This is a genomic window from Pseudomonas sp. B16(2017) (genome assembly GCF_002113205.1).
GTDB lineage: Bacteria > Pseudomonadota > Gammaproteobacteria > Pseudomonadales > Pseudomonadaceae > Aquipseudomonas > Aquipseudomonas pharyngis.
In genome coordinates, this window is record NZ_NEKA01000008.1 from 293,510 (window position 1) to 314,194 (window position 20,685).

23 protein-coding genes and 1 pseudogene are annotated in these 20,685 nt (G+C 61.0%); 9 read left to right on the forward strand and 15 right to left on the reverse strand.

Features of this window, described 5'->3' with window-relative positions; translation table 11 throughout:
- Window positions 1–3 precede the first annotated feature (3 nt).
- From CAG25_RS16580 to CAG25_RS16605, 6 genes are all read right to left on the reverse strand, one after another.
- Complete coding sequence (locus CAG25_RS16580; protein ID WP_085612247.1) at window positions 4–570, reverse strand: DUF6162 family protein; 567 nt, start codon at window positions 568–570, stop codon at window positions 4–6.
- A complete protein-coding gene (locus tag CAG25_RS16585) occupies window positions 567–908 on the reverse strand; it encodes a hypothetical protein (protein WP_085612248.1) in 342 nt (113 codons plus the stop codon). The genes CAG25_RS16580 and CAG25_RS16585 overlap by 4 nt, the downstream gene beginning before the upstream one ends.
- Entirely contained in the window at window positions 905–1,447 is a 543-nt protein-coding gene (locus CAG25_RS16590) for a hypothetical protein (protein WP_064598215.1), read from the reverse strand. The genes CAG25_RS16585 and CAG25_RS16590 overlap by 4 nt, the downstream gene beginning before the upstream one ends.
- Complete coding sequence (locus tag CAG25_RS16595; RefSeq protein WP_064598213.1) at window positions 1,444–2,643, reverse strand: PepSY domain-containing protein; 1,200 nt, start codon at window positions 2,641–2,643, stop codon at window positions 1,444–1,446. The genes CAG25_RS16590 and CAG25_RS16595 overlap by 4 nt, the downstream gene beginning before the upstream one ends.
- Before the next feature lie 252 nt (window positions 2,644–2,895).
- Window positions 2,896–3,771 carry an alpha/beta fold hydrolase gene (locus CAG25_RS16600; protein ID WP_085612249.1) on the reverse strand — a complete coding sequence of 292 codons (876 nt, stop codon included), beginning with the start codon at window positions 3,769–3,771 and terminating at the stop codon, window positions 2,896–2,898.
- A 141-nt stretch (window positions 3,772–3,912) separates the two neighbouring features.
- Window positions 3,913–4,371, reverse strand: coding sequence for a VOC family protein (locus tag CAG25_RS16605; RefSeq protein ID WP_064598209.1), 459 nt, complete (start codon window positions 4,369–4,371; stop codon window positions 3,913–3,915).
- 282 nt (window positions 4,372–4,653) lie between these two features.
- Here CAG25_RS16605 and CAG25_RS16610 point away from each other — a divergent pair.
- The 3 genes and pseudogenes from CAG25_RS16610 to CAG25_RS16620 all read left to right on the forward strand — a co-directional run bounded on the left by CAG25_RS16610 (window position 4,654) and on the right by CAG25_RS16620 (window position 7,393).
- A pseudogene (locus CAG25_RS16610) lies at window positions 4,654–5,881 on the forward strand (SfnB family sulfur acquisition oxidoreductase).
- Window positions 5,882–5,883: 2 nt separating this feature from the next.
- The gene (locus tag CAG25_RS16615; RefSeq protein ID WP_007955819.1) at window positions 5,884–6,549 is read left to right on the forward strand and encodes a methionine ABC transporter permease; all 666 of its coding nucleotides are present in this window, start codon (window positions 5,884–5,886) and stop codon (window positions 6,547–6,549) included.
- 73 nt (window positions 6,550–6,622) lie between these two features.
- A complete protein-coding gene (locus CAG25_RS16620; RefSeq protein ID WP_039770347.1) occupies window positions 6,623–7,393 on the forward strand; it encodes a MetQ/NlpA family ABC transporter substrate-binding protein in 771 nt (256 codons plus the stop codon).
- Between the two features lie 36 nt (window positions 7,394–7,429).
- Here CAG25_RS16620 and soxR read toward each other — a convergent pair whose 3' ends face one another.
- Window positions 7,430–7,888: a redox-sensitive transcriptional activator SoxR gene (gene soxR, locus CAG25_RS16625; protein ID WP_007955822.1), complete on the reverse strand. Its 459-nt coding sequence runs from the start codon at window positions 7,886–7,888 to the stop codon at window positions 7,430–7,432.
- Window positions 7,889–7,978: 90 nt separating this feature from the next.
- Between soxR and CAG25_RS16630 the strand changes: the two genes are divergently transcribed.
- Window positions 7,979–8,344, forward strand: coding sequence for an antibiotic biosynthesis monooxygenase (locus tag CAG25_RS16630; RefSeq protein ID WP_007955823.1), 366 nt, complete (start codon window positions 7,979–7,981; stop codon window positions 8,342–8,344).
- On the opposite strand, the gene CAG25_RS16635 is transcribed toward CAG25_RS16630, so the two are convergent.
- Genes CAG25_RS16635 through msuE form a run of 4 tightly spaced genes read right to left on the reverse strand, consistent with a single transcriptional unit; the run spans window position 8,341 to window position 12,386 of the window.
- On the reverse strand, window positions 8,341–9,444 hold the full coding sequence (locus CAG25_RS16635) for a sigma-54-dependent Fis family transcriptional regulator (protein WP_085612250.1): 1,104 nt from the start codon (window positions 9,442–9,444) through the stop codon (window positions 8,341–8,343). The genes CAG25_RS16630 and CAG25_RS16635 overlap by 4 nt on opposite strands.
- Before the next feature lie 24 nt (window positions 9,445–9,468).
- The gene (locus CAG25_RS16640; protein WP_085612251.1) at window positions 9,469–10,656 is read right to left on the reverse strand and encodes an acyl-CoA dehydrogenase family protein; all 1,188 of its coding nucleotides are present in this window, start codon (window positions 10,654–10,656) and stop codon (window positions 9,469–9,471) included.
- A 10-nt stretch (window positions 10,657–10,666) separates the two neighbouring features.
- Window positions 10,667–11,812 (reverse strand): FMNH2-dependent alkanesulfonate monooxygenase, encoded by a 1,146-nt coding sequence (gene ssuD / locus CAG25_RS16645; RefSeq protein WP_085612252.1) that lies wholly within the window; start codon window positions 11,810–11,812, stop codon window positions 10,667–10,669.
- Between the two features lie 10 nt (window positions 11,813–11,822).
- Complete coding sequence (msuE, locus tag CAG25_RS16650) at window positions 11,823–12,386, reverse strand: FMN reductase (RefSeq protein WP_085612262.1); 564 nt, start codon at window positions 12,384–12,386, stop codon at window positions 11,823–11,825.
- Between the two features lie 388 nt (window positions 12,387–12,774).
- Between msuE and CAG25_RS16655 the strand changes: the two genes are divergently transcribed.
- From CAG25_RS16655 to CAG25_RS16670, 4 genes are all read left to right on the forward strand, one after another.
- A complete protein-coding gene (locus CAG25_RS16655; RefSeq protein ID WP_064598197.1) occupies window positions 12,775–13,044 on the forward strand; it encodes a hypothetical protein in 270 nt (89 codons plus the stop codon).
- A 101-nt stretch (window positions 13,045–13,145) separates the two neighbouring features.
- Window positions 13,146–13,760, forward strand: a complete 615-nt coding sequence (locus CAG25_RS16660; RefSeq protein ID WP_039770336.1) for a LysE family translocator — start codon at window positions 13,146–13,148, stop codon at window positions 13,758–13,760.
- 206 nt (window positions 13,761–13,966) lie between these two features.
- Window positions 13,967–15,133 (forward strand): aminotransferase class V-fold PLP-dependent enzyme, encoded by a 1,167-nt coding sequence (locus CAG25_RS16665; protein WP_085612253.1) that lies wholly within the window; start codon window positions 13,967–13,969, stop codon window positions 15,131–15,133.
- A gap of 55 nt (window positions 15,134–15,188) precedes the next feature.
- The gene (locus CAG25_RS16670; protein ID WP_085612254.1) at window positions 15,189–16,997 is read left to right on the forward strand and encodes an aminopeptidase P family protein; all 1,809 of its coding nucleotides are present in this window, start codon (window positions 15,189–15,191) and stop codon (window positions 16,995–16,997) included.
- A gap of 89 nt (window positions 16,998–17,086) precedes the next feature.
- On the opposite strand, the gene CAG25_RS16675 is transcribed toward CAG25_RS16670, so the two are convergent.
- Together CAG25_RS16675 and CAG25_RS16680 are read right to left on the reverse strand one after the other, a co-directional pair.
- Window positions 17,087–17,677: a 2-hydroxychromene-2-carboxylate isomerase gene (locus CAG25_RS16675; RefSeq protein WP_085612255.1), complete on the reverse strand. Its 591-nt coding sequence runs from the start codon at window positions 17,675–17,677 to the stop codon at window positions 17,087–17,089.
- A 33-nt stretch (window positions 17,678–17,710) separates the two neighbouring features.
- Complete coding sequence (locus tag CAG25_RS16680) at window positions 17,711–18,439, reverse strand: SDR family oxidoreductase (RefSeq protein WP_085612256.1); 729 nt, start codon at window positions 18,437–18,439, stop codon at window positions 17,711–17,713.
- A gap of 90 nt (window positions 18,440–18,529) precedes the next feature.
- Between CAG25_RS16680 and CAG25_RS16685 the strand changes: the two genes are divergently transcribed.
- The gene (locus CAG25_RS16685; protein ID WP_064598187.1) at window positions 18,530–19,099 is read left to right on the forward strand and encodes a TetR/AcrR family transcriptional regulator; all 570 of its coding nucleotides are present in this window, start codon (window positions 18,530–18,532) and stop codon (window positions 19,097–19,099) included.
- Window positions 19,100–19,109: 10 nt separating this feature from the next.
- On the opposite strand, the gene CAG25_RS16690 is transcribed toward CAG25_RS16685, so the two are convergent.
- Both CAG25_RS16690 and rhtA read right to left on the reverse strand, forming a co-directional pair.
- Window positions 19,110–19,391, reverse strand: a complete 282-nt coding sequence (locus tag CAG25_RS16690) for a hypothetical protein (RefSeq protein ID WP_064598185.1) — start codon at window positions 19,389–19,391, stop codon at window positions 19,110–19,112.
- 168 nt (window positions 19,392–19,559) lie between these two features.
- Window positions 19,560–20,447: a threonine/homoserine exporter RhtA gene (gene rhtA / locus CAG25_RS16695; RefSeq protein WP_064598184.1), complete on the reverse strand. Its 888-nt coding sequence runs from the start codon at window positions 20,445–20,447 to the stop codon at window positions 19,560–19,562.
- Between the last annotated feature and the right edge of the window lie 238 nt (window positions 20,448–20,685).

A 20,685-nucleotide genomic window follows, 5' to 3' on the forward strand; every position in this document is an offset into this window, starting at 1 on the left:
GGTTCAATGACGATGTTCGCGGGTCACCCCGGCATCGAATTGCGCGACGATCTGTTTCCATCCGGCAGCGGTCAGCGCTGCGTCTGACAGGTCTTTCGGCGCTTGCAGGTCGGTGGCGCGGTTGAGCCAGATGTCCGGCGCGGCGTCGTTCAGGCGCATCAGAAACGAACCGGCCACGGCCGGTGCCTGACTGTGGCCGAAGTAGGCGCGGTCGGCCAGCAACTGCCAGGCATGGCCGCCACGACTGACCGAGCTGGCGTCCTGGGCGAACGGTGCAAAACCTTCATCGGCCAGGTTCTGCGGGCTTGGCAGCGTTTGCTGTTCTTCACGCAGCAGGCGGATCTCGTCGAGGGTCACGCGCAGATCGGCATAGATGCCCTGCTCGCTGGCGCCAAGGTCGCGACGGGCATCCAGTTGATGGCTGGAGACCGGCTCCGGTTCGTGGGAAACGCCGCGCCATGTCACTACCGAGCCGGCAACCGCGAGGATCAGCAGGCACATCAGCAGCACATTGAGGGTTTCGTGCCCGGCACCGGCGGGGCGGACAACCTGGGTAGTCGGCGTGGTCATGGGGCTTCGATATCCGCTTGGTCAATTTCGACCACGTGACCGGGGCCGGCGTCGAACAGCACGTAGAACTCGGCGCCGGGTTTCTTGAAGGTCAGGGTCGAGTCGGCGCCGAGCTTGCCCGGCACCAGGATGGTTTCGTCGTAGCCGATCACATCGAGGGTCACCCCCGGCGCGCCGCTGCCGTCCGAGAAACCGCCGGTGCACTTGATCTGCTCGGCATCGATGGCCTTGCACTCGCACATCGGGTTGTGGGCCAGGGCGCCTGTGCTGAAACCGGCAGACAGCACCACCAAGGCAGCGCTCAGGTGCAGGCGGAAGGGGCGTTGGGCATGACTCATGGTTTGGCTCCTTGTTTGTTCAGCCAGGCGAGGGTGGCAGGCGAGGCCTGGCTCAGCGGAATCGAGGCTTGGTGCATGCTGCCGTCCCAGCCTTCCATGGTGATCCACAGTTCGGCGTCGGCAGCGGTCTTTTCCGGAACCGGCAACTGGGTGCCCATGCGGTACGGCGTGCCGAAGAAAATCACCCCGGCCGCGCGCAGGCTGCGAGGTTTGCCGATGCGCAGATACGTCGCCTTGACGTGGTCGACGCAGGCGTCGCAGAGGGCGGCGCTGAAATCTTTCATGTAGCCGGCGGGGCCGGTCAGGATCGGTGCCTGATTACGCAGTTCGGCCAGTCGCAGGCTCCAGGGACCGACCTGGATTTCGCCGATCTCCCGTTCACCCAGTCCGCTGTCACCGCGAAACAGCGAGGCATCGGCGAAGTATTTGGGCATGAAGCCCAAGGGGATCAGCAGCAACAGCACGTTGATGTGGAAGCGCCATTTGTGCCAGATCACGCTCAGCCGTGAAGGCTGAGCCACGGTAGTGGATTTGCTCACAGATTGGCCTCCGAGGTTTCACGGCGCAGGGCCGGTTGTGCCTGCACGCGCTGTTTCTTGTGCTCGCGCTTGAGGGCGTTGGCGGTGGCCAGCGCGGTGCGCTTGGTCCAGATCAGCAGGCCACTGAGGACCATCATGCTCAGCAGCAGGCCGAAGAAGAACCAGATCAGCTTGATCCACAGACCGCCGAAGTCACCGGTGTGCAGCGGGCGCATGGATTCGGTGACGAACTCCAGCGACGTGCGATCGGACAACAGCCGCGAAGCCGCCACTTCACCGCTGTATGGGTTGAGCGTGGCGGTCTGGTACATCAGCGGGTACCAGCCGCGACCGCCGATATCCAGGTGCGCGTAGGCATTGCCCGGCAGGCTGATGAAGCTGGCTTCGAAGCCGGGGATTTTCGTCTGGGCGATTTCGATGGCGCGGTCGAGGCTGATACGCGGCGGTGGCGAACCATCGTTGGACTGTGGCACGGCTTCGCGGGACATGGCCGGGACGATCGGCTCGCTGGAAATGGAAATCTGGTTGTCAAACAGCAGCGCCTGAATCAGGAACCAGGTGCCGGTGATCGAAATCACCGCGATGAACCAGATCGACCAGATGCCGCTCAAGCGGTGGAAGTCGCCCCAGAAGATCCGTGCGCCGTGATTGAAGCGCAGGGTCGGGCGGAAAAAACCCTTCCAGAAGCGCTTGTACACCACCAGCCCGGTCACCAGCGAAGCCAGCATCGGCAGGCCGAGGAACGACACCAGATACCAGCCCCAGCTGAAGCCGTTGGTGAACGGCACCAGCCACCAGCCATGCAGTGCGCGGGTGAACGCCTTGAAGTTGAAGCTCGGTGCCGTGCCCTGAATCACGCCGGTGTACGGGTTGACGTAGACGGTCAGCGAGCGGCCGTCGGGATAGCTGACGTCGACGTCGAGAGCAAAGTGCGACTCGTCCGGACGGTTGATGCTTTGCACCACTGTCTGCGGTTCGGCTTTTTTGATTTCGGCGAGGATCTGGTCGTAGCTGAGCAATGGTGCGTCGTCGGACGGCGCGCTGGCGCGCATTTGCGGGTTGGCCAGCCAGACGATTTCCTGGCTGACCACTGCCAGGGTGCCGGTGACGCAGACGATCAGAACGAAAAACCAGATCGGCAATGCCAGCCAGCTGTGTACCAGGAACCACAGTTTCGAGCGGGATTTCTTCGACATGATGACGGGTCTTGATTCAGTGAGAGGGAGCGGTACTACGGGCTTCGCAGCACGGGAGTCCCCTGAAAGGCCGGTCGTGGCTTTTGCCTACGCGACCGGCCCGCATCTCTATAAGACGGATGACCGAAGCAATTCCCGATGAACGATATGAAAGTAAATGTTTCGCGATTACATCTTGATGCCGCGTGGGCGGATTTCTGCGGGGGAGGCGAAGCAGTCCGACGGCGCATGCCGCCGGATTGAAGGAAAGGATCAGCGTAGAAAGTCGAGCGCTTCGGTCAGCAACAGCTCAGGGACTTCTTCGGCAAGGTAATGCCCGGCCGGCAGGGCCTTGCCCCGTACGTCGGTAGCAATCTGTTGCCATTCCCTCAGCGGATCGAAGCAGCGACCGACGGTGCCCTCGGCGCCCCACAGCACCAGCAACGGCAGGGTCAGGTGACGACCGGCCGCGAGATCGGCGCGATCATGTTCCAGGTCGATGCCGGCACTGGCGCGGTAATCCTCGCAGATCCCCCGAGCACTTCCGGGACGTTCCAGGCAACGCCGGTACTCACTGAACGCCTCGTCGGTAAAGGGTGCAAGCCCGGCGCTGCGACTGCCCATGACGCTGCGCAGATAACCTTCGGGATCGGCTTCGATCAGGGTTTCCGGCAACGGTGCCGGGCGGATCAGGAAGAACCAGTGCCAGTAGGCCCGGGCGAAGGCTTCATTTGTCTGGCTGTACATCGCCAGCGTTGGCGCGATGTCGAGCAGGAGCATGCGCTGCACAACCTCGGGATGATCGAGCGCCAGGCGATGGGCAACCCGCGCGCCACGGTCGTGGGCAAGGATCGAGAAGTGCTCGAAACCCAACGCCTTCATCAATTCCACGCCGTCGCGGGCCATCTCGCGCTTGGAGTAATTGAGGTGAGCCTCATCGGCCGGCGGGCGACTGCTGTCGCCATAACCGCGCAGGTCGGCGGCGATCACCGTGAAGTGCTCCGCCAGTTGCTCGGCGATCTTGTGCCAGATGACGTGGGTCTGCGGGTGCCCGTGCAACAGCAGCAGGCCGGGGCCGCTGCCTTTGAGGCGGTAGCTGATGTCCACACCGTTGACGTGGCGCTGGTCTTTGACGAATCCGGCAAACATCGGGTGATCCTTTATTCAGGCGAGTGGCCTGCATCCTGAAATCGCCGGGCGTTCATGACAAGACGTGATGCGTGATTCGACGGTTCATGAATCGTGTTCGCCCATCCCCGCGCGCCGCGCGGGAATGGGCACTCGGCGTAGTTAGCTCTGCTGGAACATTTCCTTCGCCCGCTGCTCGATCTGCGCCTGGGTCAGGTCCTCCTTGCGCGAGGCCAGGAACCACAGATGCCCGTACGGATCTTTCAACGTGCCGCTGCGGTCGCCGTAGAACTGATCCTTGACCTCGGACACCGAGGTGGCGCCGGCCTCCAGTGCGCGTTGGAAGGACTTGTCCACATCGGTCACGTACAGATGCAGGCCGACCGACACTGCGTTGTCCGGATTGCTCAACGGCCCTTGATCGCACGGCGAGCCGAGCATGATCGCGCTGTCGCCGATGCGCAGTTCGGCGTGGCCGATGCCGCCGTCGGGCATGCTCAGGCGCATGACTTCGGTGGCACCGAACGCCTTTTTATAGAAATCGATGGCTTCGGCAGCTTTGTGAATGCCGAGGTACGGGGTAATGCTGTGATACCCCTCGGGAATGGGTTTGACGCTCATGGCGGTACTCCCTGTTATTTGTTGCCTGGTTTTTATTAGAGATTGAGGTGTGCCTTCGCCGGGATTGCCGGTCGCTCAACTATAGATCCGTGCCGCCGTCGTGACCGAGTAGCCGACGAGCAGGCCTCCCACTGTTCAGCCATCGACAGCGAAGCAACAGAGTGCGCGGGTTTTCATCGCCAGACGCCCTGAAGTTCCGCTGCAGCCCCCGTAAAACAAGGCCTTTGCGTCAGGCACAGAAGCTGCAATGACCCGGTACAACACCGATACCGAGAGTCATCCATGTCTGAATCTGCCGTTTATCCGATCAACCCGCCGGCCGCCCACCGGATCGCCGACGACGCCGAAGCCTTGCGCGTGGCTGTGCAGGTCGCCGCCGTCTTGCAGGAACACGCCGCCGAGCGTGACCGCAACCGCGAAGTGCCCGCCGAGGTCGTCGACCTGTTTTCCAACAGTGGCCTGTGGGGCATCACCGTGCCGAAGGAATACGGCGGCGCGCAGGTGTCCTTTGCGGTGCTGGCCCAAGTGATCGCGATCATTTCCGCCGCCGATCCGTCCCTCGGGCAGATCCCGCAAAACCATTACTGCCTGCTCGAAGACATCCGCCTGCAAGGTACCCCGGCCCAGCAGGCGCATTTCTTTGAGCTGGCGCTGCAAGGTCATCGTTTCGCCAATGCGCTGTCGGAAACCGGCGGCAAGAACGTGCAGGACATTCAGGCGACCCTCCGCCGTTATGGCGACGGCTTCGTGATCAACGGTCGCAAGGGCTACTGCACCGGTTCGCTCTACGCCCATTGGCTGGCGGTGCTGGCGCTGGATGAAGAGCAGAAGGGCCAGTTGGCCTTCGTCGAGCGCGGTACGAAAGGGCTGGTGATCGTCGACGACTGGGACAGCATCGGTCAGCGCACTACTTCCAGCGGCACGGTGCTGGCGGAAAATCTGCAAGTGGCGCCCTTCAATCTGTTTCCGACGTACCGTTCCTACGAGAGCCCGACCCTGGCCGGGCCTTTCGCCCAGTTGACCACCGCTGCCATCGACGCCGGCATTGCCCGGGCAGCGTTGCGCGATACCGTGGAGCGATACCGTGGAATTCGTCCGCCAGTTTGCGCGGCCATGGATCGATGCAGGTGTGGACAAGGCCAGTGAAGATCCGTTGACCATCATTCAGATCGGCGCACTGGAAATCCGTCTGGAAGCCGCCGAAGCCTTGCTTGAACGCGCCGGCTGGGCGCTCGACGCCGCACGTCCGGCGCCTGATGAAGACAACGTCGCGCTGGCCTCGCTGGCCGTGGCCAAGGCTAAAGTGCTGACCACCGAAATCGCCATCGAGGCCAGCAACAAGCTGTTCGAACTCGGCGGTACCCGCTCGACCCTGAAAAAGCACAACTTCGACCGCCACTGGCGCAACGCCCGGGTCCACACCCTGCATGACCCGGTGCGCTGGAAATACCACGTGGTCGGCAACTGGCTGCTCAACGGCGTCAAACCACCGCGCCACGACTGGTCCTGATCATGGCCGAGTGGTTCAAACACATTTACTGGGCCGACATCGCCCAGGCCTGTCTCGACACCCTCAGCATGCTCGGCGCGGCGCTGCTGTTTACGGTGCTGCTGGGATTGCCGCTGGGGCTGCTGCTGTTTCTCACCGGCAAGCGCCAGCTGCATGAAACCGTCGGCCTGTACCGGGTTCTGTCAGTGATCGTGAACATGCTGCGTTCGCTGCCGTTCATCATTTTGCTGATCGTGCTGATTCCGCTGACCACGTTGCTGGTGGGCACGTCACTGGGCGTGCCCGGAACCATTCCGCCGCTGGTCGTCGGTTGCACACCGTTCTTCGCGCGGCTGGTGGAAACCGCACTGCGCGAAGTCGATCGCGGGGTGGTCGAGGCGACTCAGGCCATGGGCGCCAACACCTGGCAGATCATCCGCCACACCCTGTTGCCGGAGGCCCGCGGCGGGTTGCTGGCGGCGGTGACGGTCACCGCCATCGTGCTGGTGGATTACACGGCGATGGCCGGCGTGATCGGTGGCGGCGGGCTCGGCGATCTGGCGATCCGCTACGGCTATCAACGCTTTCAGACCGACGTGATGGTGGTCACCGTGGTGTTGCTGCTGATTCTGGTGCAGGCCCTGCAAATGACCGGCGACCGCTTGGTGGCGCACTACAGCCGACGCTGAAAAAACAAGTTCAACCCATAAAGGCCCCACGTTCACCCCACGACGGCCACTCAAATCTGCCTTGGAGCACAGCATGAAAAAGACCCTGGCCGTTCTGGCTGCCGTTCTGTCGTTCGGCGCCCATGCCAACGAAAAACTGATCGTCGGTGCCACCCCGGTGCCGCACGCGGAAATCCTCGAGTTCGTCAAACCGACCCTGGCCAAGGAAGGCGTGGATCTGGACATCAAGGTCTTCACCGACTTCATCCAGCCCAACCAGCAACTGGCGCTGAAAAACCTCGACGCCAACTATTACCAGTACCGGCCGTTTCTCGATGATTTCAACAAGACCCGCCACACCGATCTGGTGCCGGTGGTCGGCGTGCACATCGAACCGTTCGGGGCTTACTCGACCAAGATCAAGAACATTTCGGAGCTGAAGGACGGCGCCAGTGTGTCGATCCCCAATGACCCGGTGAACACCGGTCGCGCCCTGGTGCTGTTACACGAGGCCGGGCTGATCAAACTCAAGGATCCGAGCAACACCCTGGCCACCCAGCGCGACATCGTCGAAAACCCCAAGCACCTGAAAATCCGTGAACTGGAGGGCGCGTTGTTGGCTCGTTCGGTGAGTCAGGTGGATCTGGCATTCGTGTTCGCCAACTACGCGCTGGAAGCCGGGATCGACACCAACAGCGCACTGATCGTCGAGAAGGGCAAGAGCCTGTACATCGAGTTTCTGGTCGCACGGCCCGACAACATCAACGACCCGGGCCTGCAGAAACTGGCCAAGGCGTTGAATTCCGATGAAGTGCGTCAGTTCATTCTGACTCGCTACAAAGGGCAGATTGCGCCGGGCTTCTGATGGATCGAATTGGGGGTTCCCATGGCATGGGAACCCTCACTTGGGTACGTCGAGAAAGTGCGCCCCCGGCCCTTGCTCGCCCAGCACATCGCCCTGATTGCGCAGCGGGCAGGCTTCCATCGACAGGCATCCGCAACCGATGCAACCGGTCAGCCGGTCACGCAGCAACATCAACTGATTGATCCGCTCGTCCAGCTCCCGCCGCCACTGCTCCGACAGCACTTTCCAGTCCGCCGCTGTTGGCGCGCGGTTGTCCGGTAGCTGCTTCAACGCCTCGCCAATTTCCGCCAGTGGAATGCCCAGGCGTTGCGCCACTTTGATCAACGCCACCCGCCGCAGTACTTCCCGTGGATAGCGCCGCTGGTTGCCGGCATTGCGCTGGCTCTTGATCAAGCCTTTCGATTCATAAAAGTGCAGGGCGGTGACGGCCACACCGCTGCGGGCCGCGACTTCGCCGACGGTCAATTGCTTGTGCACATTTTCCGCAGTGATCATTTGCAAATTGCCCCTTGACCTCTAGTTAACTCGAGGTTTTACCCTGCAGGCCTTCGAATCGCAAGATTCGCCTGACCGAGTGGGGATCTCATGCAAGCACCAGCGAAAAACCGCAGCTTTACCCAATTGATCGAATTTGAAATCGAACCCGGCCAGCAACCGGCGCTGGTCTCGGCGCTGGCGGTGCAGACCGAACGTCTGGCCCAGCGTTACGCCGGCTTCGTCAGCGCCAGCGTCCAGGCCAGCGACGATGGCCGGCGAGTGTTGAGCTTTCTGCAATGGCAGTCCCGCGAGGCGGGGGAGGCGGCGTTCCAGAGTTTCGAAACCGGCGAGCAGGACTTCTGGCAACTGATCCGCACCCATCAGGCGCGCACCGTGACCTTCGGTTCATTCCAGGTGCTGAGCAGTATCGCTCGCAGTCACGACGATGGCTTGCACTGTCAACTGGTTGGTTAGATCGACAGCTGGATCAAGCGCTCGCCTTGCAGGTTTTCCGTGGGCCGCCGCTTGTTCACCGCCAGTTCGCCGATTTTGATCAGTCGCGTGCGGGTGACATTACGGCTCAGGCCTAACAGGGCCGCGGTGTGCACCTGGTTGTAATGGCAGAAGCGATAGGCCGCGCGCAGCAATGCGTCCTCGACCTTCTCATGCAGGGCGCCGGCCTGTTGCTCGAACAGTTTCTGGAAGGCGCGTTCCAGCAGCGCTTCCGGTGAGTCGTCGGCGGTCGCGTGCTGATCGTCGGGACGATCGATGCGCAGGTTGGATAGACGTAGATCGTCGCGCTCGATCACGCCGTTACGGCAGATCAGCAGCGTGTGGTGGATGACGTTTTCCAGTTCGCGGATATTGCCCGGCCAACTGTAGCCGCGCAGTTTGTGTTCGGCGCCGGGACTGATGGTGACGCGCCCGTAACCCAGACGCTGACTGTAGGCCTCGATGAAATGCCGGGTCAGCGGCAGGATATCGCCGGGCCGCTCGCGCAACGGGCTCAGCTCCAGATTGACCACGTTCAGCCGGTAATACAGATCCTCGCGGAAATGTCCGGCGTTGATGGCTTTCTCCAGTTGCACGTTGGTCGCTGCCAACACTCGCACATCGATGGGAATGCTCTTGCGCGAACCCAGGCGCACCACTTCGCGCTCCTGCAACACCCGCAGCAATTTGACCTGAATGGCCATCGGCAGATCGCCGATTTCATCGAGGAACAGAGTGCCGCCATCCGCCTCTTCGAACCACCCGGCCTTGGCACTGAGGGCGCCGGTGAAGGCGCCTTTTTCATGGCCGAACAATTCGGCTTCCACCAGCGATTCGGAAAACGCCCCGCAGTTCACCGCAATGAACGGCCGGTTGCGCCGGTTGCTCAGGTTGTGGATGTGCCGCGCTACCAACTCTTTGCCGGTGCCCGTTTCGCCGATGATCAGCACGCTGGCTTCGCTCGGTGCGACCTGTTGCAGATGCGCGAGCAGGGCCTGGGATTTCGGGTCTTCGAACACCTGGGCGGTGGCGCGAATCGAAGTGGCCAGGGCGGGTGAGGGCGGCAGGGTCAGCAGTTGCATGGGGTCTCGCTCCACGAAAGAAAATCAGGAATAGAACGTCGGCACCGGCAGGGACTGGTTCAGCGCCCAGTCGCCCAGCTCGTGGAGCTTGTAATCCAGCGGGTCGTGCAGGGTTTGCGTGCGCAGGTTGCGCCAGTGTCGATCCAGACGCAGCGACGCGTGAGTCGAACGGGCGCCGGTGACTTCGAACAATCGGCTGCAGATATCCAGACCCTGACGACTGGCGGCGACCTTGGCCGTGGCAATTGCCGTGGCCAGGTGACCGCGTTCTTCGGCACTGAGGTTCGGGCCTTTGGCCCAGGCCTCGTCGAGCAGCGCAGCGGCGCGTTCCACCAACAGACGGATGCCTTCGAGGGCGACCCAGAACTCGCCGTAATGGGCCAGCACATAAGGATCTTCGCGCACCTCGCGCACCGAGGATTTGTGCCAGACACGGGTTTCGCTGAGGGTGTATTGCCGCGCCTCTTCAAAGGCCCCTTCGGCAATGCCGAGAAACATGTGGGTGAACGTCAGTTGCGCGATCAACGGGCGCAAGCAGGCGAACGGTGTGCTCAGCGGACCCGGATCCTGCAGCAGTTCCGACTCTTCGACCCGCACCCGTTCGAACGTCGCGCTGCCGCTGTCGGTCTGGCGCTGGCCGATATTGTTCCAGTCGTTGTGCAGGGTGATGCCGCTGCGCCCGCTGGGGATCGCCGCGATCAACAGTTTGCCGCCGTTGCTTTCGTCCACCGCCGAGGCGATCAGCATCTGCGAATCGCTGGCGCCGGAGCAGAAGCTCTTCTTGCCGGAAAACTCGCGCCAGCCACCGAGGTCCTTGACCACGGTGCGGGTGTCCAGCGGGTTGAGCGCGTTGCCCCAGAACCAGTTCTGTCGCGCGGTCTGTTCGAACCACGGTTGCCATTGTTCGGGGCGGGAAAACAGGAGCACGGTGGCAAGCATCAAATGATGAAAGCCGAAGACGTGGGCGATCGAGCTGTCGACCTTGGCGAACTCGCGCACGACTTCGAGGGTTTCGCTCCAGCGCGCGCCGAGGCCGCCGTAACGGGTGGGAATGCTCAGGGCCAGCAGACCGCTGTCGCGCAGGGCGTCACGTTCGGCTTTCGGTGTGCCACCACGCTCGTCGCGCTCGACGGCGGTCAGAGCAAATTCGGCGGCCAGTTGGCGGGCGGTCTGCAACGGGGAGAGCAGGGTGCTTTGCGGTTTGGCAGTCACTCGGTCTTCCTCAGGCGTTGGCTTTGGCGGGCAGTACATCGTTGGCGATCATTTCGCCGAACGGCCCGGTGAGGTTGGTGACACCGCGTCCAGCCAGGCTTGCATATGGCTCGGGCAACAACGGGAAGACCAGCTCGGCAAAGCGGTAGGCCTCTTCGAGATGCGGGTAGCCGGAGAAGATGAAACTCTCGATGCCGAGGTCTGCGTACTCCTTGATTCGCGCTGCCACTTGCTGCGGATCGCCGACCAATGCGGTACCGGCACCGCCGCGCACCAGTCCGACGCCGGCCCACAGGTTGGGGGCGATTTCCAGGTTGTCGCGGCGTCCGTCGTGCAGAGCGGCCATGCGCCGCTGGCCTTCGGAGTCGAAGCGCGAAAAGGATTTCTGCGCGGCTTCAATGGTTTCGTCGCTGATGTGCTCGATCAGTTTGTCGGCGGCTTTCCAGGCTTCTTCGGCGGTCTCGCGCACGATCACGTGCAGACGAATGCCGAACTTCACTTTGCGTCCGTGGCGAGCGGCGCGTTCGCGCACATCGGCGAGTTTTTCGGCGACGGCGGCCGGTGGTTCGCCCCAGGTCAGGTACACGTCGACCTGCTCGGCGGCCAGATCGTGGGCCGCGTCGGAGGACCCGCCGAAGTACAGCGGCGGATAGGGTTTCTGCACCGGCGGATACAGCGCCTTGGCGTTCTGTACCTTCAGGTGTTTACCTTCGAAATCTACCGCTTCGCCTTGCAGCACCCGGCGCCAGATCTTGAGGAATTCATCGGTGACTTCGTAGCGTTCGCTGTGGCTGAGGAAGCTGCCGTCGCCACGGTTTTCGTCCGGATCGCCACCGGTCACAACGTTGATCAGCAAGCGGCCGTTGGACAGTCGATCCAGGGTCGCGGCCATGCGCGCCGAGACGGTCGGCGAGATGATTCCCGGACGGATCGCCACCAGATAACGCAGGCGTTCGGTGAGCGGCACCAGCGCCGAGGCGATCACCCACGAATCCTCGCAGGAACGACCGGTGGGAATCAGTACGCCGTAGTAGCCGAGGCTGTCGGCGGCTTGCGCCACCTGCTTCAGGTAATTGAGGGTGACCGGGCGCGCGCCTTGGGTGGTGCCCAGATAGTGACCGTCGCCGTGGGTCGGCAGGAACCAGAAAACATCCATGAACAGCTCCTCAGGCGATTTTCAGCAACGGTTTGATGTGAGTGCCGAACAGCGGCGCGGCGCGTTCGGCGGCCAGACGGATGCGCGCCTTGAGCGGTTCGCTGGTGATCTGGTAGTCGGCGAAATCGGCTTCGGTGGCGTACACGCCAATCGGCAGGGTCACGGCCTGGAAGAAACTGAACAGTGGGCGCAACTGGTGATCGAGGACCAGCGCATGGCGATCGCTGCCACCGGTGGCGGCGAGCAGCACTGGTGTGTCGATCAGCGCATTCAGGTCGATCAGATCGAACAGATGCTTGAGCAATCCAGGATAGGAACCGCGATAGACCGGCGCGGCGACGATCAGCAGGTCAGCCTGTTCGATGGCTTGCAGCTCGGCTTCGATCTCGGCCGGCAACTCCTGACGCGACAGCGCGGCGCCAAGTGGGCGGGCGATGTCGCCGAGTTCGATCAGATGACTCTCGACCGGCAAGTGCCCGGACAATTCGGCCAGCAAGGCCTGGGTCAGCACCAGGGTGCGGGACGGACGCCAGGTTCCGCCGGACAGGGCGACGACTTTCAGTGGACGCGACATGGTCAGTTCCTTTTTCAACAGTTGCTCGACGAGCAGTGAGTAGTCACTGGAGCAGAGCAAGCGTTGTACCAATTCCTGTAAGGCCCGTATTCCGAGGCTTTGAGCGTTGTCGGCGGCTGTGTTTGTGTGACTTTCAGGCGGGTTTGTTGAACCGCTGTTGCCTGGGAAACAGTTGCTGGAGCAACAGTGCCGAACGCGATGAAGGATTTATAAAGGCTGACTGTTATTCCGTAAAAGACTGTTAATTGATATTGATAGATCCTCTGGAAATATGAAGGTAAATCCTGCTCGAATTCTGATAGCCACTATTGAGAGCGTTGATTTCTGCCAAAGCGTGCCCGGGCGTAGCCTTTCTCCATCGACCCACACTGCTCGCCAGGACGCTCCCATGAATCGTTTACTGACTGTTTCCCTGATGCTCGCTGTCTCCGTTCTCGCTGGTTGCGCGAGCCACGTTTCTCCGGAACTGCGCCCTTACACGGCGGAAGAAACCCGCGAACTGGCGCTGGAAAACTTGAACCGCAGCGGCTTGTCGTTCGAGGAATACCACGCGAAGAAAGCCCAACTGCTTGGCCAGCCACAGAAGACTTTCGGGTTTGATAACAAGGGTGAGATGAGCGCCGAGCGGGCCGTACAGCTGCACGGTCGTCCTAGCTGATCGCTAACTGTACTGCTCGAAGTTTTATCCAACTGTCCGTGGGTTTGCGCGGCGCCGTGGGATAGGGTCAACACCTGAATGACCCTGACGGACTGCCTGCCATGACCCTCTCGCTCGACCTGTTGCTGGGCTTCGCCCTGTTTGCCCTTGTCACCTCGATCACACCGGGGCCGAACAACACCATGTTGCTGGCATCGGGCGTGAACTTCGGTTTCAACCGCACCATCCCTCATATGCTTGGCATTACCTGCGGCTTCTTCGTGCTGGTGGTGGCGGTGGGTTTTGGCCTGGGCGCGGTATTCCAGACCTATCCGCTGCTTTATACGATCCTGCGTTATGTCGGCGCGGCGTACTTGCTGTACCTGGCATGGAAAATCGCTCACTCCGGCCCGGTCGGCGACAGCGAGCAGGGCGAGGCGAAACCGATCAGCTATCTCGGCGCGGCAGCCTTCCAGTGGGTCAACCCCAAGGCGTGGATCATGGCCATTGGTGCCATCAGCACCTACACGCCGATGCAGGGCTATTTCACCAACGTGATCGTGATTGCGGCGGTGTTCGCCATCATCAACCTGCCGAGCGTCGGCGTCTGGGCGGCGTGCGGGACCTTGCTGCGCAACGTGCTCAAGGATCGCCGCTGGTTGCGGCTGTTCAACTGGGGCATGGCGGCGCTGCTGGTGATTTCGCTGTATCCGTTACTCCTTGAAAGCTTTAGCTGACGCAGCGCTACAACCGCCGGCCCGATGCCTGTTAAAGTCGCGTTCAGGAGCGTTCCTACGCACTTTTAAATGAAGTTGTTCTTCTTTAACGGCCTCCGATCAGGTATTGATGACGCTCTCGAACCCGGACGCAGCTCACAAGGCTGCGTCGTGCCGTTTGCAGACACGAGCCTCCTGATCCCGGAACACGCTCTGCGAGTCTTTTTATGAACACACGTCCGCTGTATTTCGATTACGCCGCCACCACCCCGGTGGACGAGCGGGTCATCCAGGTGATGATCGAGTGTCTGGGTTTCAACGGTAATTTCGGCAACCCGGCTTCCAGTTCCCACGCCTTCGGCCAGCAGGCCCGGCAAACGGTCGAGAACGCTCGCCGGCAAGTCGCCGAACTGGTCGGCGCCCAGGCGCAGCAGATCGTCTGGACCTCCGGCGCCACTGAATCCAACAACCTTGCACTGAAAGGCGTGGCCCAGGCCCGTGGTATGTCCGGCGGGCACATCATCACCAGTCAGATCGAACACAAGGCCATCCTCGATACCGCCCGGCAATTGCAGGACGCCGGTGTCGCCGTGACCTATCTGGTGCCGGACGCCGAAGGCCTGATTACCGCGCAAGCGGTCAGCGAAGCGATGCGTGAAGACACCTTTCTGGTGTCGCTGATGCTGGTCAACAACGAACTTGGTACCGTCAACGACATCCCGGCCATCGGCGAAGTGGTGCGTGGGCGCGGGGCGTTGTTCCACGTCGATGCGGCCCAGGGCGCCGGCAAGGTCGCGATCGATCTGGCGCAATGGCCGGTCGATCTGATGTCGTTTTCGGCGCACAAACTCTACGGGCCCAAAGGCATCGGTGCGCTGTACGTCGGCCCGCGTGCGCAACAGCGTTTGCAGGCGCAGATTCACGGTGGCGGGCACGAGGGCGGCTTGCGTTCCGGTACGCTGGCGACTCACCAGATTGCTGCCATGGGCTCGGCGTTTGCCCTGGCCGCCGAGGCTTTCGATGACGAGAAAAAGACCATCGTCGCGCTGCGCGAGCGACTGCTCGAACAACTCTTGAACCTTCCGGGCGTGCGCCTCAACGGCAGCAGCACCCAACGTATCCCGCACACCTTGAGCCTGACCTTCAGCGAAGGCGAGTTCAACCCGGTGGCGCTGAGCCATTCGATTGCATTTTCCGCGACCTCGGCCTGCAATTCCGCCAGCAACGCGCCGTCCCACGTCTTGCTGGCATTGGGGCATGACGCGCACCTGGCCGGCCGTACCATTCGCCTGAGCCTCGGCCGTTTCACCACCGCCGAGGACATCGACAAGGCTGTAGAACTGATCAAGACCGCCTGCGCCAGTGCTCCGGCATTCTGGGCGACAGGACTTTAACCAGCCGACCTGACGGCTACGAACAATAACGATGCAGTGATTGGCAGGAGACATGATGAGTACCCAGACTTTGACCGAAGGAACGGTTCCCCAGCGCCTCGCGCACACCCGTGAATTGATGCGTCGCGAAGGTATCCATGCGTTGCTGGTGCCGTCCGCCGACCCGCACCTGTCGGAATACTTGCCGGGTTACTGGCAGGGCCGGCAATGGCTGTCGGGTTTCCATGGCTCGGTCGGCACGTTGATTGTCACCAACGATTTCGCCGGGGTCTGGGCTGACAGCCGTTACTGGGAACAGGCGACAAAGGAACTCAAGGGCAGCGGTATCGAACTGGTGAAACTGCAACCGGGTCAGCCGAGCCCGCTGGACTGGCTGGCCGAGCAGACCCCGAAAGGTGGCGTGGTCGCGGTCGATGGTGCGGTGATGGCCGTCGCGTCGGCACGTACGCTGGGCAGCAAGCTCGAAGCCCGGGGCGCCAGTCTGCGTACCGACATCGACTTGTTGAAGGAAGTCTGGAGTGATCGCCCGGCGCTGCCGAACGCGCCGATCTACCAGCACCTGCCACCGCAGGCGACTGTCAGCCGTGGCGAGAAACTCGGCAAACTGCGCGAGACTTTGCAGGAACGCGGTGCCGACTGGCACTTCATTGCCACCCTCGACGATATCGCCTGGCTGTTTAACCTGCGCGGCGGCGATGTGTCGTTCAACCCGGTATTCGTTTCCTTCGCGCTGATCAGCCAGCAACAAGCCACGCTGTTTGTCGCACTGAGCAAGGTCGATGCTGAGCTGCGCGCAGTGCTGGATAAAGACGGCGTGACCCTGCGCGATTACAGCGAAGTCGCTGACGCCTTGCGTGCGATCCCGAGTGGCGCGAGCCTGCTGGTGGATCCGGCGCGGGTCACGAGCGGTCTGCTGGATAATCTCGACACTGGCGTGAAACTGGTCGAAGGCCTGAACCCGACCACACTGGCCAAGTCGCAGAAGAGCCTGGCGGACGCCGCACACATCCGTCAGGCGATGGAGCAGGACGGCGCGGCGCTGTGCGAGTTTTTCACCTGGCTGGATTCGGCCTGGGGTCGTGAGCGCATTACCGAACTGACCATCGACGAAAAACTCACCGCCGCCCGGGAGCGTCGCCCGGATTATGTGTCGCTGAGTTTCAACACCATCGCTGCGTTCAACGCCAATGGTGCGATGCCGCACTACCACGCCACTCCGGAAGAACACGCGGTGATCGAGGGTGACGGCTTGCTGCTGATTGATTCCGGTGGCCAATACCTGGGCGGTACCACCGACATTACGCGGATGGTGGCGGTCGGTACGCCGAGTGAAGAGCAGAAACGTGACTGCACTCGGGTGTTGAAGGGCGTGATCGCCTTGTCCCGCGCGCATTTCCCGAAAGGCATTCTGTCGCCGTTACTGGATGCGATTGCCCGTGCGCCGATCTGGGCCGAAAACGTGGACTACGGTCACGGCACCGGTCACGGCGTGGGCTACTTCCTCAACGTGCATGAAGGTCCGCAGGTGATCGCCTATCAGGCGGCGCCGGCGCCACAAACCGCTATGCAGCCTGGAATGATCACCTCCATCGAGCCGGGCACTTATCGTCCGGGCCGCTGGGGTGTGCGGATCGAGAACCTGGCGATGAACGTTGAAGCGGGAAGCAGTGAGTTCGGCGAATTCCTCAAGTTCGAAACCCTGACCCTGTGCCCGATCGACACTCGCTGCCTGGAGCCCTCGTTGCTGACGCAGGAAGAGAAGCAGTGGTTCAACGCCTATCACGCCGAAGTGCGCGAGCGCCTGAGCCCGTTGCTTGATGGCGCGGCGCTGGATTGGTTGAACACCCGTACTGCCGCTATTTAACAGGTTGAAGCTCGGGCGCTGCGGCCAGCGCCTGGGTCATGAAGTCGACAAACGCGTTGACCCAGGCGGACTGGTGTGGTTGTGGAGATTTAACGCAGGGCTTCCACAACGAAGTCGAGCCGGTCCTGACCGAAGAACAACTGGTTGTCGATGAACATGCTCGGCGCACCGAAGACGCCACGCTTCACGGCGGTTTCGGTGTTGTCCTTGAGCGCAGCCTTGACCGCTTCATCGTTGGTCAACGCCAGTACTTCTTCAGGATTGAAGCCATGTTCGGTCAGCACGGCGGCAACTGTTGCCGGCTCATCGAGGGCGCGGCCTTCAACCCACAGCGCTTTGAACAGGCAATCGATGAATGCCGGGAAGCGATCCGGATAACGCAGTTGAATGCCGGTGACCGCGCGCATCAACATCAGGGTATTGATCGGGAAATGCGGGTTGAATTTCAGGGGCACGCCGTAGCGTTTGGCGTAGCGGTCCAGGTCCTGAAACATGTAACGACCCTTGGCCGGGATCATTGCCGGCGACGCGTTGCCGGTGGCTTTGAAGACGCCGCCCAGCAATATCGGAATGTAGATCAACTGGCTGCCGGTTTCAGCGCAGATTTTCGGCAGTTGGGTATACGCCAGGTAGGTGGCGGGGCTGCCGAGATCAAAATAGAACTCCACGGTTTTGCTCATGTTCGCTGCACTCTGTTTTTGTTCTTGGTGGGATTACCAGCGTTCGTTCCACGGGCGCAGATCCAGCTCGAACGTCCAGGCGTCCCGTGGCTGGCTATGCAGATACCAGTAGTTCTCGGCAATGTGTTCGGGGGCGAGGATACCGTCCTGATCTTTGGTGGCATATTTGTCAGGGAAGTTGTCGCGGATGAAATCGGTATCGATGGCACCGTCGACCACAACGTGGGCGACATGAATGTTCATCGGGCCAAGCTCTCTGGCCATGCTTTGTGCCAGAGCCCGGATACCGTGCTTGGCTCCCGCGAATGCGGCAAAGCCCGAGGCGCCCCGCAGACCAGCGGTGGCACCCGTAAACAGGATCGTGCCGCGACGGCGGGTCACCATCCGTTTGGCGACTTCCCGGGCATTGAGAAACCCGGAGAAACAGGCCATCTCCCAGATCTTGAAATACTTGCGAGCGGTTTCTTCAAGAATGCTGCAGGGCACGTTGGCGCCGATGTTGAAAACGAATGCTTCAATCGGTCCGAGGCGGGTTTCGATATCTTCAATCAGCGCAATTACGTCTTCTTCCTTGCGCGCATCGCAGGCAAAACCGTGGGCTTCACCGCCGTCCATCTGAATGGCTTCCACCAAGGGCTGTAATTTGTCGGCGCTGCGCCGCGTGACGCAAGCGATGAAACCCTCTTTGGCAAACCGCCTAGCAATGGCGCCGCCCGTGGCGTCACCTGCTCCGACAACCAACACGACCTTCTTGTTATTCATGGGTGGATCCCTTTAGTAAACGATCGTTAAGTGAACGAACGTTATGCTAGGATTTGCTCAGCGTCAAGGCACTCAATGTGAGGACAGAACATGCGGTATTCCGCCGGTCACAAGCTGGAAACCAAAGAAAAGCTCCTGCAAAGCAGCTCGTTGTCTGCGAAAAAAAATGGGTTTTCATCAATGGGCGTCGATGGTCTGATGAAGGCGATCGGCCTGAGTGGGGCGGCGTTTTACAGCCACTTCTCGTCCAAGGATGCTCTGTTCGCGGCTATCGTCGAGCGCGAGTTATGCCAGAGTCTGGAGCGGTTGGGCGGGCAGGGTGCGCAGGATCGCGAACGGCTGGAGCGGTGCCTGAAGCTGTATCTGAAAATGGCTCATGTCGAGCAGCCTGAACTGGGCTGTGCATTACCGGCTCTGGGCGCCGAGATTGCGCGGTCGGACGTCGTTGTGCGGGAACAGGCTGAGCTGTGGATTTGCAAGCTTCAGGAGAGTTGGGCGCAAATTCTGGAAAGTGACAGCCTGGCCTGGGCAATTCTGTCGCAATGCGTCGGGGCATTGGTGGTGGCGCGTATGCTGGCGTCGCCCAGGATTCAGCAGCGGGTGCTGGATTCCTGTCGTGAAGAGATCGGGATCCAGCTCGCCGCTTCGCGAACGCAGTAGGGGCGATGATTTATTTGCAGATGACGATCATGCTGCGGCTGGTATAGCCGGCGGGGTTGAGGCCAAAGGGATAATCACCTGGCTCTTCTACGGTGTCGCCAGATTTTGCAATGACCTTGTAGCCCTTCGGCGCGCAAGAGTTCGCGGCGCTGGCGTAGCACTTGTCCCAAGAGGAGGACAACCCCGAACAGTTGATGTGCAGCCCTTTCTTGCCGTGTTTTACGTGGGTCTTCGACGTCGCCGCGCAGCCCGCAACGGCGAGTATGGCGATCAGTATCAAAATTCGTTTCATTACCGTCCTTATGGCCGCCTCGAGTCTGACGCTCGGGTCTGCCTGTATGCGCTCTCGCTTGAAGCGTTCCGATATCCCTATCCGAAAAAATCCATGTCTGGCATTGGGTTGCGAGGCTAAACATGGCCTAAATGAACGCCAATTGCCAGACCTTCGTAAAATCCTCTTTCAATCTGCCGCGATGGCGGGTTTAGAGGTGCTACCCATCGTCATGGTTGCTCCTACGGAGGCCAGAATAATGCACAGGATCGCCATCCATTGTGACAAAGAGAGGTATTCCTGAAGGAAAAGCAGACCCGAGAGTGCGCCGAAGGCCGGTTCGATGCTCATAAGCGTGCCAAAGGTGCGGGCGGGCATGCGGGTGAGGGCGACCATTTCCAGTGTGTAGGGGAGAGCTGTGGAAAGGATCGCGACCCCGATAGCGATGGGGATCAATGCGGGTGTCAGCAGTGCGCTGCCGGCGTGGACGATGCCTATGGGGGCGACGAACAGGGCTGCGATCATCACACCAAGTGCCGCAGTGGTCACGCCGTTATCTGCGCCGGCCTTCTGGCCAAACAGGATATACAACGCCCAGCACGCGCCGGCTCCCAGCGCATAACCTGCACCGACCAGATCGATACCCGTTGCCGTGGCGCCGGTCGGTATCAACAGCAACAAGCCGATGGCAGCCAGGGCAATCCAGAGAAAGTCGATCGCGCGACGCGAGGCATAGATAGCGACTGCCAGCGGACCCGTGAACTCCAGCGCGACTGCGATGCCGAGCGGAACGGTGCGCAACGACATATAGAAAAGGAAGTTCATGCCGCCTAGTGCCATCCCGTAGATAATCACTGTGCGCAGTGATTTGGCTGTCAGCTTCGCTCTCCAGGGTTTGAGCAATAACAGCATGATCACGCTGGCGAAGATCAGGCGAAGGGTAGTAGTACCTTGGGCTCCAACGATAGGGAACATGCTTTTGGCCAGCGAAGCGCCTGACTGGATTGATGCCATGGCTATTAATAGCAAGCCAACCGGGAACAGAGTTGAGGCAAGGCTGCGAGGTTGATCGTTCATTGCGTGGCATCATCCGAAGAGTAGCTGTTGTATTGGGCAATATAGTGCGCACTCGCCAAGCCCCCGTCTATAAAGAAGCGGTCTTTTTCCTTCTCTTGATAGAAAACTCAAATTAATGGTTGACGGCAGATTCTGAGTCTCTATAATTCGCCCCACTTCCGGCGCAGTCGAAACGGAAAACTCCTTGAGATTCAATGAGTTAAGTAGGTTTCGATAGTAGATCGCTTCAGTTCATCGA